This is a genomic window from Endozoicomonas sp. (genome assembly GCF_965196975.1).
Taxonomy (GTDB): domain Bacteria; phylum Pseudomonadota; class Gammaproteobacteria; order Pseudomonadales; family Endozoicomonadaceae; genus Endozoicomonas.
In genome coordinates this window covers 5273138-5289106 of sequence record NZ_OZ239981.1, presented here as the reverse complement: position 1 = coordinate 5289106, position 15969 = coordinate 5273138, and the positions used below count along the sequence as shown (strand labels likewise).

Here is a 15969-nt window from a genome sequence, read left to right as displayed (position 1 = left end):
TCTGCATCATGATGGGGTTCAAATATTATTCATCGCGAAGAGTTCATCAGCGCGCTTTAACGGATCGCCAGCAGGGTATTGCCCTGCTTAGCGTATTGCTGATGCTGACCCTGCTGGTTCTACTGGCCAATGAGTTAACACTCTCCTTTCGCACCCAGTTAACCAGAACCCAGTCCATGCAGGAGCGGGAGCAGGCACGCTGGTATGCCTTTTCTGGTGAGAGCCTGGCGATCAAAACGCTCAAACAGAACTTCAAAGATGATCCGGACATTACCCATCTTGGGCAGTACTGGGCCACTGCCAATGTCGTATTGCCGGTGGAAGGTGGCCACATTGCCGGTCAACTGAAAGACGCTCAGTCCTGTTTTAACATCAATGCCCTGGCAAAGCCGGCCGCAGAAGGGAGCGATACGTATCAGAAAACGCCTGAAAGTCAGGCATTTTCTGCTCTTCTTCAATACCTGGACATTCCCCAGTGGGAGTCCGACAGGATTACCCAGGCAACCCGTAACTGGGTCAGCAGTGAAGACCTTCGCCAGGGTGAAAGCGATACGGATTACCTTGTCCAGCCACTTCCCTATCTCAGTGGCAAAACCCTGATGCGGGATATCAGTGAATGGCGCGCCGTGGCCGGAGTATCAAAAGCGGTTGCTCAACAAGTAATGCCTTACCTCTGCACTCTCCCCATGGCTGAGCTGGCCATCAACGTGAATACCATCCCTGTTGACCAGCCCGAGATTCTGGCGGCTCTCTATATTGATCAGCTGCCCGTTGACCAGGCGCGTAGCATTCTGGAAACCAGGCCACGGGAAGGATGGGATGAGGTGGCTGATTTTACCAGCCAACCGTTACTGGCCAATTTCAGCAGCACGGGGGTAGGCAAACGCCTGACCATCGTCAGCCACTATTTTGAAATGCGTGCAACAGCCAATTACGGCGAAAGCGAAGTCAGACTGAATAGCCTTCTGGCTCGCTCTAAAGACAACCAACTAACGGTCATTCGCCGTAAATTTGGAGGAGTGTAATGAATCCTCACCTGCTATTGAGGCTACCTGAACATCCCGATCAACCGGTTTACTGGCTGCTTTTCTCGACTGAAACATCGAATGAAGAGCAATGTATTGCCAATGGCTCCTGGCCAACAGCATCTGATTTTATTGCAGAATATGCCGACACCACGGTAACCAGCGGAATGTTATCCGGTCAACCCATTGCAGCAATGAATGCTACGGTTCTGGTGCCTGCAGCCCGAGTGACACTCCATACGCTGACTCTACAGGGGCGGCTGACACCTGCCGTTCGACAGTCTCTTCCCTGGCGACTGGAAGAAGAGCTGAGCGATGATGTTGAAGACCTGCATTTTGCCATCCTGCACCACGGGGACAACCAGGCTCATCTGGCAGTCATGCAACAGGCAGACATGGAACAGTGGCAAGGCTGGCTGATGGATGCCGGGGTGATATCAAAACGCTGGGTACCCGATGCTCTGATGCTCCCTGTCGAAGAAAACCAGTGCCGTTTATTAACCATTGATGACCTGATCATTGCCCGGTATGGCCAGTGGCAGATAGCCGCCTGTGAATCACAGTGGTTAACCCTGTTTATGGAGGGACTTAAAAAGGAACAGCCTGAACTGGAGTTTTCAGAAGCAGAACTGCATTCTGCATCGCCATTAACACTGCTGGCTCCCCAAGCCAGGAATACACAGCTCAACGTGCTGCAGGGGCAGTGGCAGCCTGCCTCGCCCTGGCGCCAACGGCTACTTCCCTGGTGGTCAAGCGCACTAATGGCCAGCCTGCTTTTCATCATGCTAACCGTAAATTCAGTGCTGGATACCCACCAACTGGAGCAAACCGCGGCTTCTTATCAACAGCAGGCCAATGGTATTTACCAGCAACTCTTTCCGGGCGAACGGGTTGTCAGATTACAATCCCAGATGCGGCAGAAGCTGGCAGCATTACAGCAACCGGAAGAATCATCACAGAGTATGCTGACCATGCTGGCTCGGATTACCCCGGTGCTGAATACATTCCCTGAATTAAAGGCCAACTCAATGGACTACGACGGTGCACGACAAAGCCTTCGTATTCAGGCACAGGCCAGTGATTTCGAGCTTTTCACACGCTTCCGGGAGCAGTTTGAGAAAGAGCTTAATCGGGGCAGTGAGAAAGGGTTAACCATTGCTATAGAAGCCCTTGAGCGTACCGGAAACAAAGTGACTGGCATGCTGGTCATTTCAGGAGGAGTGTCCTGATGAGCGTCCTTACCAATGCCTTCGAAAGCGCAAAGCCCTTCTGGCAAAGCATGATTGGTCGGTGGCGGCAACTCTCCCAGCGGGAACAGTGGCTCACCGCCACGGCACTGATCACACTGTTTATCTGGCTGATCTGGCAGGGGATTATTACACCGCTTTCGGATCAACAGGCACTGGCAGAGAAGAAAGTAGCGGCCAGCCGCGCACAACTTACGCAGATACAACAGCAAGCTGAACAGATTCTCAGACTGAAAGCTGCAGGTGCCACCGCCCGCCCTGTCAGCAATACGCCCATGGATCAGACGGTCCACCAACTGGCAGGCAGATATCAACTGGTTATCCAGCGGGTGCAGAGCCGGGGTGAAACGCTGGATGTTGATCTGGCCAATGTCCGTTTCGATAAACTGATGAGCTGGCTGACCACACTGGAGCAGCAGCACCGGATCAAGGTTAAAAACATCCAGTTGGAATCCACGGATACCAGTGGTTTTGTCGAAGTGCGCCGCCTGCAGCTTGAACGTGGTTGAATAGAATATGAAACAGGGAAAAATCGGTAAAGTCATACTGCTATCAACGGTTGGTCTGGTCAGCTACAGCGGCTTTCTGATCGCCAATATGCCGGCAGAAAGAGTGTGGCACTACCTGCCAACAGAACAACTGCCCGTCAATATGTCCGGAATTACTGGCACTCCATGGTCGGGAGCCGCTGAAAGTGTAACGCTGACAATGTCACGAAAGCCACTGTCACTGCCATCCATCCGGTGGCAGATTGAACCAGCCTCCCTCCTGAAAGGTGAAGTTCAGGTTTCTGTAGAGCTGGGCAATGCGGCATCCCCTGTTGAAGGCCAGGGAGCTGTTGTGGTTAATCGCCAGATGCTGAGATTGAATAATGTCGAACTGGATACCACTGCACAGTGGCTTGTTGCAGCAACAGGGGGGAAAGTTCCCGGGGAAGTGAAAGGAAATGTTTTTCTGGAACTGGATGAACTGATTGTCAACGACAAAGGGTGCCTGACTATTGATGGTACTGCAGAACTTACAAACAGCGGGTTAGCCTCACCCTTTGGTCAGTTCGATCTCGGGAATTCAACTGCAGAATTAAGCTGTCAGAATAATAACCTGACCGCTAAAGTCAGCCAGAAATCGTCAATCATTAGCAGCTTCGGTGATTTTCAAATCAGCACTAATGGACGTTATACCTTTACCGGAAAAATGACACCGGATGCATCATTGCCTGATTCCATGAAACAAGGCCTGACTATCCTCGGCAAGCCTGACAGCAACGGCGCCTATCCTTTGCGCTTCAGGGGTGCAATTAAGTAATCCCATAAAAAAACCGGCCATATGGCCGGTTTCCAAACACAACACCTCAGGAGTCAGGGGATTACTTCAGAGGAAAGCTATAGGCGATATCAAACTTGGTGTCGTTAATCTTGCCCTCATTCTGCTTGTGGCCTTTATCATCGTAGAATGCCTGCTTAAAGTTAAAGCTCAAGCCTTTCAATGTCCCATGACGGAACAGGTAGCTGGCAGTAAAAGCATGCTCATCTTCATAGGTGTCACCGATAATAGATGTCTCACCATCACGGACGTTATCACTGTGGTAATTACTGCGGTGGTAACCGTAAGTGAACTTTAAGCCCTTCAGCCACTTGTTGCGGCTATAACGGAAGTCCATAGTATTTTCAACAGCCCAGACCTGACCGTTTGGTCTTCTCATACTGCCGTAGTTACCCGCAGTATCATTTTTCAGAACACCTTTCACGTTACCAAAACCGTAACTGAACCCACCGTCACCAATCCGGGTATGGTGGAAAGCAATGGTCCATGGGGACAGGGTCCAGGCAACGGTATAGTTCATCAACTCAGTCTGGTCAGGCTGATCTGCATACTTGCTTGGGTAGCCTTCCGTCTTTTCCCACTCCCAGACTGAGCCGTACTGATGATTTCGGTAGTACTGCGCGCGGAACATCAGATTGTCACGCTTGTTAAACTTCAGCGTGTAATCAGTTCTTGCGTGATAGCGACGCAGATACTCTCTGGCATCGGCTGCCGCCAGAACCAGATTCAACCCGCCAATTTTCTGGTTAAGACCGATGGAGTGAACAAAGTCAATTTTGCGTTTTTCGATATCTTCAGGCTGGCTGTAGTCATAATGACTGGCATAGTTAGGCATCGCCATAATGTCCTGAACACCAGAGTCATCATTGGACATCACACCATTTACGAAAACGTAATCCAGGCGGGTATTGCCCCAGCGGCCATCCAGTTCAAAACCAGTGTACGACGTTGGAATTACATCATCTTCATCACTGGAAGAGATCAACCCACCGTTATAAAAACCAAGACCAGTATTAAAGTTAAGCCGCTCATCACCTTCACCGGCTTTCATTTTAAAGTTAATCTGGGTAATACCTGACGCACCGGAGAACCCATCACAGCGGTACTGGTTACTGTTCCCATAGTAGTAACAGTCCGTCTGCTTCAGGATTTTCATACCATAATTATACAGGCTATATCCGGTGGCGGTTTCACTATACAGCTCACTTCGGCTCAGGGCGGAGAGATCAAGACCGAAGGTGTCACCGATATAACCGGAAATAAAGTTAACCCCCATGGTCAGCTGGGCTTCACCATTATTTTCATAGTCATTCAGCGGATCACCATTACCGTCTTTGGTGTAGTACTTTTCCCGGAACTTACTGTTCATACCCAGGTAAACATCGGAACTGGCACCGGAGAAAAATTCATCTCCCATCTGTTCCCAATCAGCTGCCAGAGCCTGACAGGAAAGAGTGCCCCCTATCAATAACACACCAATACCGGTTACTGCCTTCCTCATTACCACCTTACTCCTGATGATCCTGAAATCTGCCTGCTGCTCGATTGCTTTTATAAGCTTGCTTTGATCATTCTATTCAGGAGTATTCTCGAAGAAACGAAAGACAGATGAAAGATCCTGATATTGACTTCGGTCAACGGGGTAAGGAATTTGTCAGACTTTTGTCAGAAATCGATACTTTTTGATCACTATTCAAACAATTATTCCAATAATATAAACATAACTTGTCGTTTATATTACAAATACATTCATAAAAATCGTTTCAACAAGGAAAAAACAGATTAACACCTCTCAAAAACCTTCAGTTTCTTTACATTTATTAATCTGGATCAACACTTTTTCTTTCAAATCCTATCAGTATCTCCTGCGATAGTGTCGACCCTGGCCAGTGCCTCACACAGAAAACACAGATGACAACAGGCTCGGTCAACGTACGGCGATGGGTATATCAATCAGGCAGTAAATATCATGAGAACAATGAACGCAGGCAGAAAAACCTTACTGGCACTGGCAATTTCTTCAGTTATGGCTGGCAGTACAAATGTCATGGCTCAAGATTACACTCCTAAAGACCCCCTCCTTGACGCAAGTGGCAAACAGGAAATTCTGGCTACTGAAAAGATTCTTGGTGATACCTACGCCATCAAAGTTACAAATGGTAATGCCACTGGAGCGGTCACGAATAATGGCTGGATAGAAGCACAGAATGGCGCAGCCATACTTGTAGAAGAGGGCGGGAATATTGGTTATATCAATAATTCAGGTACTATTATCGGTGGTATTGTGACTCATGCTGATGGAACAAAAGAAAGAGTTGCTATCGATATAAGAGGGGCAAGTGTCCATCACCTTGATGCACTTAAAGTTGGAGAAAGCATAAAAGGTGAGCCAAATAAGGGTGGGACAGTTAAAGGTAATATCTACCTAAACTCCGAACACCTCTCCAACTACACTCCAGATAAAGAAGTTGATGATGGCAATGGTGGAAAAGTCATCATCGACGAGGTAATGAACTCAAGCTACATATCCTTCTATGGTAATAGCTCTGATAAAGCTATTTTTGATGGCACTAAGATAGCTGGAGCAGGAAGAGTTTTTGTTGAAAGTAATAGTTACTTATTACTTAAAGCACAGGACGAAACGATAAAATTCGAATTGGTTGATTACTATTTTGATAATGGTGTAGATAAAGAGAATTCAACCATTAGTAACGGCCATCTTACTCTAAAGAACGACTCGACTCTGGAGATGGAAATCAATGGCCAACTGAGTGCCGACCAGGCATATCTTGACGTAGATGGTGATGTAATTTTCAGCTCTGGTGCAAAGCTTCAGATCACAACTATTGGCGATGTCAATGATATGGTTGGCAGTCATAAAATAATTGAAGCCGACAGTGTTCAAGGCTACGACGAGAAAAATGTTAATGTTAGTGGCGGCTGGATCACTAAAGTCGAACTGATTGAAGGTGATGACAATACTGCCAACATCAAAATTACTCTTGATGAAAAAGTAACATCAGAAACTCTCATTCGAAATGCATCTGCTGGAGGAGCAGATGCAACAGAGCAGGCAGTAATAAAAGCATTTGGTGATTATGCACTTGATGGCTCAGAGGTAACCGAAGATGAGATTACCTACGCAGACACTGTTGCTAATGCAGACGTCAAACAAGAGCTCATTAATCTTTTGAATGCTGCCGGTGACCCTGACTCCGCAGCCCGTCTGTCTGGAGAACTGACTCCTGACCGTAGTGGGGCAGCATTACATGCAGCACAGAGAGCTCAAAACAAACAATTCGATACAATTAGCAACCGGTTGAACAGTCTCCGTGCTGACCAGTTCCATGCAGTGAATGCTTCGAATAGCGGTCTATGGATGCGTGTTTATGGTAATGATGCAAAACAAAACGTTGATGGTCGTATTGATGGTTACGATGTTCAGGGTATGGGGTTCAGCTTTGGTATTGACGGCGATCTGACTGAAAACCTGGTGACTGGTTTCTCCTTCAGCCAGAACTACCAGGATATTGATACCATAACCTACGACACCAATTACGAAGTTAACACCTATCAGTTCTCTGCTTATAGTCTCTGGAACCATGACCAGTACTTTGCGACTGCTGCAGTTAACGCTGGCGTTGATTACTACGATAGCTATAGAACCATAGGTGCCACTACTGGCTATACCGGTGAAACGCGTGCCAATGCAGAATACAAGGCTTTCCATTATGGAGCCCGGGTCACTGCCGGTATGGATCTGGCATTCGACAATATTCTGGTACAGCCAATTATTGCTGGCGAGCTGAATCGCGTAGAAATTGAAGACTACTGTGAAACAGGCTCACCTGCTTCCATAGACTATGGAAAGCAGACTGTTAACCAGGTCAAGCTTGGTATGGGTACCCACATCAGCTCCACATTCGAAATTGCTTCCGGCATTCTGACCCCAAGCCTGACAGCCATGGGTTGGTATGACTTCAAGGCTGGTAACGAGAATATCACTGGAGCTATTGCTGCTGATCCATCTGTAATCGGTGAAATTACTACCGCCACCGGTTCGACTGAAGTTCAGCTCAACCTCGCGGCAGGTATTGACTACACCATCGACGGTGGTCTGAGCCTTGGTCTGGGTCTGCAGCATGACTTCGTAGATGACGGCCATGACACCCAGCTTCAGGCACGTATGAACTACGCCTTCTAATTCAACATCCCCGTTGATACTCCTGAGCCCCTGACCACAGGTCAGGGGCTTTTTTTACCTTTTGAACCATGGAGGCCACAAAGCTCACAAAGAAAAGATCCTTTTTAACTCTTTGTGCTCTTCGTGACCTTTGTGGTTTAAAGCCAAATTCGAAAGATTATCGAAAGATTTTATCAGCTCAAAGATTACATTTTTAACCCAAATCAATTTTCGATTTTACAAAACAACATAAAATCCTCAGTCAGCATTCAGCGTTTACTGGCATGGGCAGGAACATCATTATGAGCAAATCCCGGGTTTCACGCAGACACTTCCTTAAGGGGCTGGCCGCCAGTGGCGCAGCAGTGGCATTAACCGGCTGTAATACCAGTCAGCCGACAAAAGCCGTGTCGGAAAAAACCAACATCCTGATCATTACTGCAGACCAGCTTTCCAAAAAAGGCGTCGGCGCTTACGGCAACCCGGTAGCACCAACCGATCATATCGATAAGATCATCAATGCGGGTACCCGCTTTGAGCAGGTTCATACGCCTTACCCACTCTGCTCTCCAGCCCGAGCCTGTTTCTGGACTGGCCACCTGCCTCAGGTTACCGGCGTCACCGGTAATGACAGTGCCAATATTCCAACTGAACTGACCACACTGGGCGATATCTTCAGCAAAGCCGGTTACAACTGCGTCCACTACGGTAAACGCCATGACTTTGGCGCGTTGAGAGGTTTTGATGCAACCCCGGAAACGCAGCTGCCACTGACCGCGCCGGAAGCCTTCCCTGTTGATTACGACTCTCGGGAAGACCTGTTTGCTCTGCAGAAAGCCCTGGAATTTTTCCAGGATCCAGGTGAAGAACCTTTCCTGCTGGCCGTTGAATTTAACAACCCCCACAACATCTGCAGCTGGGTCGGTGCCTTTGAAGGCCCCCATGGCGACATTCCCGGCATTGGTGAACTGCCTGAATTACCCGATAACTTTGAAGTACTGGACTGGGAGAGTCTACCAGCAGGTGTCGCCTATCAGTGCTGTAACCATTTCCGCGTAAAACAGGCTTCTCACTGGACCGATAAGAATTATCAACAGTACCTGAAGGCCTACTATCACTACACTGGGATGGGTGACACCTGCATTGGCCAGGTAATGAAAGCCCTGGAAAAATCCGGCAAGGCTGACAATACCCTGGTGGTATTCTTCAGTGACCACGGTGACGCCATGGGCAGCCATCGTCTGGTCACCAAACACGCCTTTTTCTATGAAGAAACCAGTAATGTACCTTTTGCTCTCGCAGGCCCCGGCATTCCAAAAGGAAAGTCCGTCGATGCCCTTGGCTCTCTGTGTGACCTGGTTCCGACCCTGTGTGACTACGCCGGCCTGCAGGCACCGGAAGGTATTTATGGCCGCAGCCTGATGCCACTGGTACAAGGTGACGAGCCCGCTGACTGGCGTCAGGAAGTGGTGAGCCAGTGGTTCAGTGAACGCAATGAAACCACCGACATGCCCGCTCGCATGCTGCGAACCAAAGACTACAAGTACACCGTTTATCGCGAAAACAACGACGAGCAGCTGTTTGATCTGAAAAAAGACCCGGGTGAAAACTACAGCCTGGTCAATGATCCTGCCTATTCAGAGGTTCTCGCCGACATGCGTGAGCGCTTCAAGAACTATGTTGCCGCCACTAACGATAATTTCTATCAGCAGTCGGTGACAGTGGATCCCCAGTGGCGCAGCCATAAGCCGGGCTATCCGAACCACACCGGTGGCAGCGCCATGGACGCCATCATCGAAAAACGCAAAGCCATTAACGAAGCCAAGGCTGCCAAGGACTTACAGGGAGCCTGATGTCAGTGAATAAGCAGTTCATGAATGCAATCCCCTTTACCGGAAAACGACAGCTGCTGACCGCTGCTGTCAGCGCAGCCCTTATGTTGAGCGGCTGCTCGTTATTAGAAACCAGAACGGCCCAGGGCGTCAGTGACCACCAGCCTGGTGGAGCGATGTACTTTTTCGAGAATGGGTTGCCAGAAACCATCTCAACCGACAGCAACTCAACCATCCAGCTATCCGGGAAGCACTACCGCGATGGAGCGCACTCCCTTCAGTGGAATTTCAACAATGGTAGTCAACTGACTTTTGATCAACCTGTTGGCTTCAAACATTTCAAGGCGAATGGCTCCAACCAGTCACGACACTCCTTTCTGGTCTGGATCTACAGCGAAGCGCCAGTTAATGATCACCTGACGTTCCAGTTTGGTGAAGATGACCAGGTGAAAACACAGTTCAAAATGAAGCTGGACTTTACCGGCTGGCGTCATGCCATTGTTCCCTTTGGGGAGATGGAAGGAAGCCCCACTGAAATGATGAATCGTCTGACGCTGATTGCACCAGAGAGCATCACCAGCGGCAGCCTGTATATTGACCAGATGATGCTGAGCATCCCTGTTGATCCCCGCTGGCCAACCCGTGATAACCAGCTCCCCTTTGTCAACCTGGCGGCTGACAGCGCTCCAAACAGCCACTGGCTGAGCCTGTACCGTTTTGATCAACTGGCGAAAAAAGCCGCAGTTTCCAACTCAGCATCCACGGAAGCAGTGATATCCGAAAGGTTTAATACCCTGCTGATGGATGAGGTTCGTCCATTAACGGATAAAAAACTGGAAGGGTGCTCTCTCAATTTGATAACTGACTCATAGGTTAGCTTCAACCTTTCCAGTCATGAACTCAGACCAAAGTTGTTCCCAGCGCCCCTTACTCTGGATCAGTGCTCTTGTTGTCAAAAGCACTTCCGCTCCTGTTGCTTTCCACCTCATTCCAGAACCACATAATCGTTGCTTTACCAGAGTCTTACAAGCCGCTTCAGTAACTCCTGAACCTATTGGCCAATGGCGTTTAAGCGCCTGATGATAATTCATTAACTGGTGATTGTTTGTAAAATAGCTCACAGCTTTGTAGCGCTTCTCTGTCAGTGCGATTGTCTTTTTCGGGAGCTCGGCTGATTCAATTTCCTGAAGGATTTTTTTGGCTGCTCCACGCTTGTTTTTCAAACTATGTAGCCTGTCTTCAAGCCACTGGTGTCGCTTCGCCTTACTGGTTGGAAACAGTGCTTCCGCTGCTCCAGCTAAATATTCAGATGCATGATAAAAATCGAGTATCTGCCCAGAGGTATGTTGTTTCAAATAACTCCAGTTTTCTCTAGCCCCGTCAGCTACCCCGATGTATGTGGCATTTGGGTAGAGTCGTTTTAGATCTGCAATCTCCTCGTCGAGCTTGCTCATAAAGCTTTGTTTACCATACTCTGGCGAACTGGCTGTATATATCGTGTGGAGCCTGTCTCCATCTGCAGAATATAGGCTCAATGTCCCACACATGGCTTCCCTCCAGCCTTCTTCACAAAGCAGCATGCAGGTTCCATCCAGACCAATGGCTATTGTTTCAACAGGCTCTTTTAGTGGAGGAAGGTGGTAGTGAGTGTCTTGCTGGTCTTCAATTAATGCACCTACTCTGTCCGATAAATGCTTGATATAAGAATTTGAAAGCGTCCTTTGATGGTTGGTCTCAAAATCTTCTTTTACCGCAGGCGCTGGCATCTGGCTGTATTTCCAGGCGATAGACTTGGCAAATTTGGGGGTAGCTGAACCAATAATACCGGCACGAAGATCAAGTGCTGCCAGAGTACTGCCACCTCTGACACCCTGATATACGGAGCGCTCCAAAGGTATACGACCGTATAAGGTTTCATAGTGCTTAAGAACCTTTCCTTTGTAGTTCCACTTCTGCTGATTAACGACGATAGGTTCTTTATTGGGTGATTCAAATAGCCCCAATAACTCTTTTGTTCCAAGCTGCCCGGCTTCATTGAGTGCACGCTGTAAACTATCTTCAAGATTCAGCATGTTGCCTGAATCTATAGAAACTTCAATTTGCAAAACGATGCTTTTGGTAGAGCTGGAAATAACAGAAGCGGGCATGACAGTTAACTATTATGAGTGGTGTTCCCATAGTAGCTGTGAAAATAGAGCACTATTGTTTCAATCATTCAGAGAGAGCACCCAACTGGAAGCCATTCGAGACCAGTATTACGGCTACCAGATCAAGCGTGAACATGGTCAGGTCTCTGGTATCCCCCTGGACAACACCAACCGCCTGAAAATTTTCCTCGATAAAGGCGTGAATAAGGGCTTACTGGATGACCAGGCCAGTGATCTGCTGTTCAAGAATGCGGACTTGAAGCCGTACGGTGAGCTGATGATGGACATCGCTTCCGCCTGGCACGGCACCGACAATGAAGTCACCAGGGAAGAACTGGCCACGATGTTCATTAACCTGGCCGACTACTTTGATGATCAGGGTTTTGCCTATGGCAGTTCCCTGGGTACCGTTCATCACTTTGGCTACTCCCTGCGCCCCCTGTTCAAGGCTCACTTCCTGATGCAGGACGTACTGAATGAGCGGAACCGCCTGGAGCGTACCCAGCAGATGCTGTCCTGGTTTGCCGGTGCCGGTCGTATCTTCGAGCCAGCGGACCAGATTGACAGCTTTAACATTGATGTTATGAACACCCAGCTGCAGGGAATCCTGGCGAGCATCCTGCTGATCAGCGACAGCAATGAACAGGCCCGCTGGTTAAGCCAGTTAAGCCAATGGCTCTCGACATCACTGGTAACTTCTCCCGGAACAGCGGGTGGCTTCAAGGAAGATGGCTCCATGTTCCATCACTCCCAGCACTACCCGGCTTATGGTAAGGGGGGCTTAAGAGGCCTGACGCCAGTCGTTTACATGCTGAGTGGTACAGACTACGCAATCAGCCAGGAAGCTCATGCCCTGTTGCGTAACGCCACACTGATGACCGCTGTCTATGCCAACCAGAACACGACACTGATGTCCATTGCTGGCCGTCACCCAACCGGCAAAGAGTCCATGGAAACGGATCCTTTCCTCTATATGGCACTGTCCGGCACACCGGATGGCGGGCAGACCATTGATCAGGAAATGGCCGCAACCTGGCTGAGACTGACGGACTCCCCTGCCCCCGCACTTGTGGATAAGTTTACTAGCATGGGTATCTCGGCAAACCAGCCAGCTGTGGGTAACTGGTCAATGAACTACGCAGGCCTTGCCCTCCACCGTCGTGATGGCTGGGTAGCAGGAGCCCGCGGTTTCAGCCGTTATCTGGTCAGTCATGAAACCTATGCCAATGCCAACCGCTATGGCCGTTACATCAACTACGGCATTCTGGAAATCCTGCCAGAAAATCCTGACAACCGGGCCTTCAGTCACGATGGCTGGAACTGGGCTCGCTGGCCGGGAACGACTGCCGTTCAGTTACCTGTCGATCAGTTGAATGCCGATCTGTTGAATGTGGATACCTTCAGTGGTCTGGAAGAGATGCTGTTATCGACACAGAGCTTTAACGGTGCTTGTAACTATTCAGCACCCAGCAAAGGCGTATTGTTGTAATTTCGAACCGCTTTAAGAAGCGCCTGAAATATGTTCAACCCCTGCTTTTTAGCAGATGATAAATAGCTTCGGATTCGGGTAAACATGGTACCTCCGTCTTCGCTTCTGAAGCAGCCTGAGATCTTCTGCTTAAGTTTGGCCATCCTGGCATCACGTTCACTGCCATTGTTATCGAAGGGAATTGAAAAGTCCGACATGAAGCGCAACGTTTCAACCTTAAACTCAATAAGCCTTTTGAACAGGTTGTAGGCCTTGGTATTCCTGACCTTCTTACGTCCAAGCACCTGTCGTTGTTTTTCCATATAAGCGGTTTCCTTCGTGAGAGCCCTTTGAAGGATTTGGTCGTATATCGTCTCAATGCGAAGCTGTATTGCACCAGGCATTTGAGTCAGACCGGCTGCTTTGTATTTCTTGCAGAAGTGCCAGGAGAGCGTAAGCAATTTCATCAGCCGCAGAGCCAGCTTATTCGCATCCCTATCGACAACTCCCTGAAGCTCTCTCAGATGATGGGCATTACAAAGCACATGCACTGCCGCATAGGCAAAGTAGGACTTCCAATGATCGTGAACCAGAATGCCTGCAAAAGTCAGCAGGATGCCCATTGCATCCATTGCTTCACAACCTCGCCTTTCTGAGAGGTAGTAAAGCGTCCATTGGTCATCTCGCATAATGTGTAACCACCACAGTGAACCGTCAACCCGCATGCCAGTTTCATCCGCTCCTGCAACCGGACTTTCTTGTAAAGCATCGCGGATACTCTGCTCAGTAGAGGCCAGGTTCTCATGGGTATAGGCAACAAAATTGGCAACAGAGCCTGCGCTGACACTCATGCAATAAATAGTATTGAAATACTCAGACACCCGGTGATATGGGATGAAGTGATACTGGTTTAAATGAACAGCCATTGCCTGAGTCACTTCTCCGTATTGAGCAGCGGCTTTCACTCCTTGGGGAAACTCAGCGGTGTTCCGTTTACCACAAGGACATACTTTAACGTCTGCCCAGTACGCGGTAACTTCAAATTCTCCGGGTCTACCTGGATCAAAAACCTGTCGCTCAATGTATTTGGTGGGTTTAATATCGATAAGCGAAGACTGGCAACAGCAACATTTTTCAACCTTCAGATGCCTGACATAATCGGGTAAGGCGACACGTCTCAAACAAGAGCCTTGATGACCTTTCTGGCCACCTGGTTTATTGCCTGAAGATGGTCTAAGGCTTTTGGGGTTCGGTGTTTCCTGTGAGGAGCAGGGGGCTTCTTTGGAAGATGTATCACCTTTATCACTCCCTTTTTTACTGGGCTTTTGATAACCATCTGACGATGGTGGCTTACTACTGTTTTGACTGTTTTTATTAACCCTTTCTTCCAGTTCGCTGCAACGTTCCCGTAAAAGCGCATTCTCGGTCCGAAGCTCTTCATTCTCTTTAAGGAGAGCTTCGGTAAACGGAGTAGCTGGGAAGTCTGGTTCCATACTGGAGATTTGTTAGAAAAATTGAGTATAAGATGATGGTCGAAAAATCAGAAAATTCCAGATTTATATGAAGGGTGCTGAATAGTTACCGGTGCTTTATCCATGAACGACAATGGACTTTTTGCCACCATTGTTGAAGGTCATCCGAAATACGATGGCAGCTTCAGCGCCAATAAATCCGTATTCTTCTTTGATGATCGGATTGTAGCCCTGGGCAGTGGCATCAAAACGGCCGATGACCAGCACAACACGGAAACAACGCTGTTCCAGCATGCCGTAAGGGCTGATGCCAAAGCCACCACCATCAATGGCAATAAGCTTGCTTCAGGCGACAGAAAGCAACTGGCCACCAGCAGCACACTGTTAATGGATCCAAACAGCAACGCTTATATCCTGCCAGAAGGCCAATCACTCCTGATTGAGCAGCAACAGCAGGAATCCCGTCACCAGAAAAACAGCAAAGTCACCCATGGTGAGTTTGCCACAGCTGTGTTAAGCCATGGTAAAGCACCTGAAAATGCCGGTTATGAGTACGCAGTGCTGGTGAATACCACTGTGGAAAAAGCAGAACAGTTCAAAAACAGCCTGTCTTCTGAACTGCAGCCTTACCAGGTTATCCGGAAAGACAATCAGGCCCATGTGGTAGAAGACCAGGCTTCAGGCATGACCGGTTACGCCCTGTTCAGTGCAGGTGTCGTAGATGCAGGCGTTGTAGCCTCGGTCGATACGCCGGTTCTGCTGATGACCGAAGGCAATGAGAACAAGCTGTCGCTTACCCTGGTTGACCCAGACCTGCGCCTTTACCAGGGCCGGGATGAAAGCCAGTACGATGAGCAGGGTGTGCAAAAGGAGGTCAGCATTTACTCACGGTCATGGCGCAAAGCACCTTCGATTCCTCACACTCTGACACTGGAGCTTAAAGGCCAGTGGCAACCGTCTTCTCTTCCTGATGATGTCGTGATCAAGGGATACCAGAACGGAAATACCCTGCTTGCCATTACGACAGAGCAGGCAAGAAATATTGAGTTTGAGTTAAAGAAATAACACAACCTTTGGGCTGGCTTTCTCTTTCTGCAGCAAAGCCAGCCGCCTTTTCAGGACGTCATCGTGAACAAACAGCTTAAAACGGTATTCAGGACGGCCAGCGCTCTGCTGGTCGCCATGCCCCTTATCCTTGTTTCCTCTTTCAAAGCTAACGCCAATACTCTGCCGATTCCGGGTATCAGCAAAGGCGAACTGCTTTATCAAAGC

13 protein-coding genes are annotated in these 15969 nt (G+C 48.8%); 9 read left to right on the top strand and 4 right to left on the bottom strand.

Annotation, left to right across the window (positions count from 1 at the left end):
- Positions 1-8 precede the first annotated feature (8 nt).
- Genes gspK through ACOCLE_RS23490 form a run of 4 tightly spaced genes read left to right on the top strand, consistent with a single transcriptional unit; the run spans position 9 to position 3577 of the window.
- Complete coding sequence (gene gspK, locus ACOCLE_RS23505) at positions 9-1025, top strand: type II secretion system minor pseudopilin GspK (RefSeq protein WP_419534479.1); 1017 nt, start codon at positions 9-11, stop codon at positions 1023-1025.
- Positions 1025-2254 carry a type II secretion system protein GspL gene (gene gspL / locus ACOCLE_RS23500; protein ID WP_419534478.1) on the top strand — a complete coding sequence of 410 codons (1230 nt, stop codon included), beginning with the start codon at positions 1025-1027 and terminating at the stop codon, positions 2252-2254. The genes gspK and gspL overlap by 1 nt, the downstream gene beginning before the upstream one ends.
- Entirely contained in the window at positions 2254-2781 is a 528-nt protein-coding gene (gene gspM / locus ACOCLE_RS23495; protein ID WP_419534477.1) for a type II secretion system protein GspM, read from the top strand. Before gspL ends, gspM begins: the two co-directional genes overlap by 1 nt.
- A 7-nt stretch (positions 2782-2788) precedes the next feature.
- Positions 2789-3577 carry a type II secretion system protein N gene (locus ACOCLE_RS23490; RefSeq protein WP_419534476.1) on the top strand — a complete coding sequence of 263 codons (789 nt, stop codon included), beginning with the start codon at positions 2789-2791 and terminating at the stop codon, positions 3575-3577.
- A gap of 61 nt (positions 3578-3638) precedes the next feature.
- Here the strand turns inward: ACOCLE_RS23490 and ACOCLE_RS23485 are convergent, their stop codons facing one another.
- Positions 3639-5096 (bottom strand): OprD family outer membrane porin, encoded by a 1458-nt coding sequence (locus ACOCLE_RS23485; protein ID WP_419534475.1) that lies wholly within the window; start codon positions 5094-5096, stop codon positions 3639-3641.
- 477 nt (positions 5097-5573) lie between these two features.
- Here ACOCLE_RS23485 and ACOCLE_RS23480 point away from each other — a divergent pair, with 477 nt between their 5' ends.
- From ACOCLE_RS23480 to ACOCLE_RS23470, 3 genes are all read left to right on the top strand, one after another.
- Positions 5574-7799 (top strand): autotransporter outer membrane beta-barrel domain-containing protein, encoded by a 2226-nt coding sequence (locus tag ACOCLE_RS23480; RefSeq protein WP_419534474.1) that lies wholly within the window; start codon positions 5574-5576, stop codon positions 7797-7799.
- 281 nt (positions 7800-8080) lie between these two features.
- Positions 8081-9631 (top strand): sulfatase-like hydrolase/transferase, encoded by a 1551-nt coding sequence (locus ACOCLE_RS23475; protein WP_419534473.1) that lies wholly within the window; start codon positions 8081-8083, stop codon positions 9629-9631.
- 5 nt (positions 9632-9636) lie between these two features.
- Complete coding sequence (locus ACOCLE_RS23470) at positions 9637-10482, top strand: chondroitinase family protein (RefSeq protein WP_419534472.1); 846 nt, start codon at positions 9637-9639, stop codon at positions 10480-10482.
- Here ACOCLE_RS23470 and ACOCLE_RS23465 read toward each other — a convergent pair.
- Complete coding sequence (locus ACOCLE_RS23465) at positions 10477-11757, bottom strand: ISKra4 family transposase (RefSeq protein ID WP_419532972.1); 1281 nt, start codon at positions 11755-11757, stop codon at positions 10477-10479. The two genes, ACOCLE_RS23470 and ACOCLE_RS23465, sit on opposite strands and share 6 nt — an antisense overlap.
- Here ACOCLE_RS23465 and ACOCLE_RS23460 point away from each other — a divergent pair.
- Entirely contained in the window at positions 11756-13246 is a 1491-nt protein-coding gene (locus ACOCLE_RS23460) for a chondroitinase family polysaccharide lyase (RefSeq protein WP_419534471.1), read from the top strand. The two genes, ACOCLE_RS23465 and ACOCLE_RS23460, sit on opposite strands and share 2 nt — an antisense overlap.
- On the opposite strand, the gene tnpC is transcribed toward ACOCLE_RS23460, so the two are convergent.
- Positions 13213-14718 (bottom strand): IS66 family transposase, encoded by a 1506-nt coding sequence (tnpC, locus tag ACOCLE_RS23455; protein ID WP_419532963.1) that lies wholly within the window; start codon positions 14716-14718, stop codon positions 13213-13215. The genes ACOCLE_RS23460 and tnpC overlap by 34 nt on opposite strands.
- A gap of 102 nt (positions 14719-14820) precedes the next feature.
- On the opposite strand from tnpC, the gene ACOCLE_RS23450 reads away from it, so the two are divergent.
- Positions 14821-15762 (top strand): polysaccharide lyase family 8 super-sandwich domain-containing protein, encoded by a 942-nt coding sequence (locus ACOCLE_RS23450; RefSeq protein WP_419534470.1) that lies wholly within the window; start codon positions 14821-14823, stop codon positions 15760-15762.
- On the opposite strand, the gene ACOCLE_RS23445 is transcribed toward ACOCLE_RS23450, so the two are convergent.
- A complete protein-coding gene (locus tag ACOCLE_RS23445) occupies positions 15751-15966 on the bottom strand; it encodes a hypothetical protein (RefSeq protein WP_419534469.1) in 216 nt (71 codons plus the stop codon). The genes ACOCLE_RS23450 and ACOCLE_RS23445 overlap by 12 nt on opposite strands.
- Between the last annotated feature and the right edge of the window lie 3 nt (positions 15967-15969).

Bases quoted from the DNA above. Each gene is read 5' to 3' on its own strand.
- gspK (WP_419534479.1), top strand. From the start codon at position 9: ATGATGGGGTTCAAATATTATTCATCGCGAAGAGTTCATCAGCGCGCT.
- gspL (WP_419534478.1), top strand. From the start codon at position 1,025: ATGAATCCTCACCTGCTATTGAGGCTACCTGAACATCCCGATCAACCG.
- gspM (WP_419534477.1), top strand. From the start codon at position 2,254: ATGAGCGTCCTTACCAATGCCTTCGAAAGCGCAAAGCCCTTCTGGCAA.
- ACOCLE_RS23490 (WP_419534476.1), top strand. From the start codon at position 2,789: ATGAAACAGGGAAAAATCGGTAAAGTCATACTGCTATCAACGGTTGGT.
- ACOCLE_RS23485 (WP_419534475.1), bottom strand. From the start codon at position 5,096: ATGAGGAAGGCAGTAACCGGTATTGGTGTGTTATTGATAGGGGGCACT.
- ACOCLE_RS23480 (WP_419534474.1), top strand. From the start codon at position 5,574: ATGAACGCAGGCAGAAAAACCTTACTGGCACTGGCAATTTCTTCAGTT.
- ACOCLE_RS23475 (WP_419534473.1), top strand. From the start codon at position 8,081: ATGAGCAAATCCCGGGTTTCACGCAGACACTTCCTTAAGGGGCTGGCC.
- ACOCLE_RS23460 (WP_419534471.1), top strand. From the start codon at position 11,756: ATGACAGTTAACTATTATGAGTGGTGTTCCCATAGTAGCTGTGAAAAT.
- ACOCLE_RS23465 (WP_419532972.1), bottom strand. From the start codon at position 11,757: ATGCCCGCTTCTGTTATTTCCAGCTCTACCAAAAGCATCGTTTTGCAA.
- tnpC (WP_419532963.1), bottom strand. From the start codon at position 14,718: ATGGAACCAGACTTCCCAGCTACTCCGTTTACCGAAGCTCTCCTTAAA.
- ACOCLE_RS23450 (WP_419534470.1), top strand. From the start codon at position 14,821: ATGAACGACAATGGACTTTTTGCCACCATTGTTGAAGGTCATCCGAAA.